Annotated in this window: 1 protein-coding gene; it reads left to right on the plus strand. The window is 65.1% G+C overall.

Annotated features, from left to right (window positions below; genetic code table 11):
* Nucleotides 1-524: NAD(P)(+) transhydrogenase (Re/Si-specific) subunit beta (locus PTE31013_RS24670; RefSeq protein ID WP_150615208.1), on the plus strand; the 524-nt coding region annotated here is incomplete at both ends.

Here is a 524-nt window from a genome sequence, read left to right on the forward strand (position 1 = left end):
TTCGTGCTCGGCGTGCTCATCATCATCCCGATCGGTGGGGCCGACATGCCCGTCGTGGTGTCGATGCTGAACTCGTATTCGGGCTGGGCGGCCGCCGGTATCGGCTTCTCGCTGAACAACCCGATGCTCATCATCGCAGGGTCGCTGGTCGGTTCGTCGGGTGCGATTCTGTCGTACATCATGTGCCGCGCGATGAACCGCTCGTTCTTCAACGTGATTCTCGGCGGCTTCGGTGCGCAGGCCGGTGCGGGCGGCGCGGGCGGCGAGCAGCCGCAGCGCCCGGTGAAGTCGGGCTCGCCTGACGACGCTGCCTTCCTGATGACCAACGCCGAGTCGCTGGTGATCGTGCCGGGTTACGGCTTGGCCGTCGCTCGTGCGCAGCATGCGCTCAAGGAGTTGACCGACAAGCTCGTCGAGAAGGGCGTGAGTGTGCGTTATGCGATTCACCCGGTGGCGGGTCGCATGCCGGGCCATATGAACGTGCTGCTCGCCGAAGCCGAAGTGCCGTACGACCAGGTACTGGA

The sequence above is a fragment of the Pandoraea terrigena genome, assembly GCF_902459705.1.
GTDB lineage: Bacteria > Pseudomonadota > Gammaproteobacteria > Burkholderiales > Burkholderiaceae > Pandoraea > Pandoraea terrigena.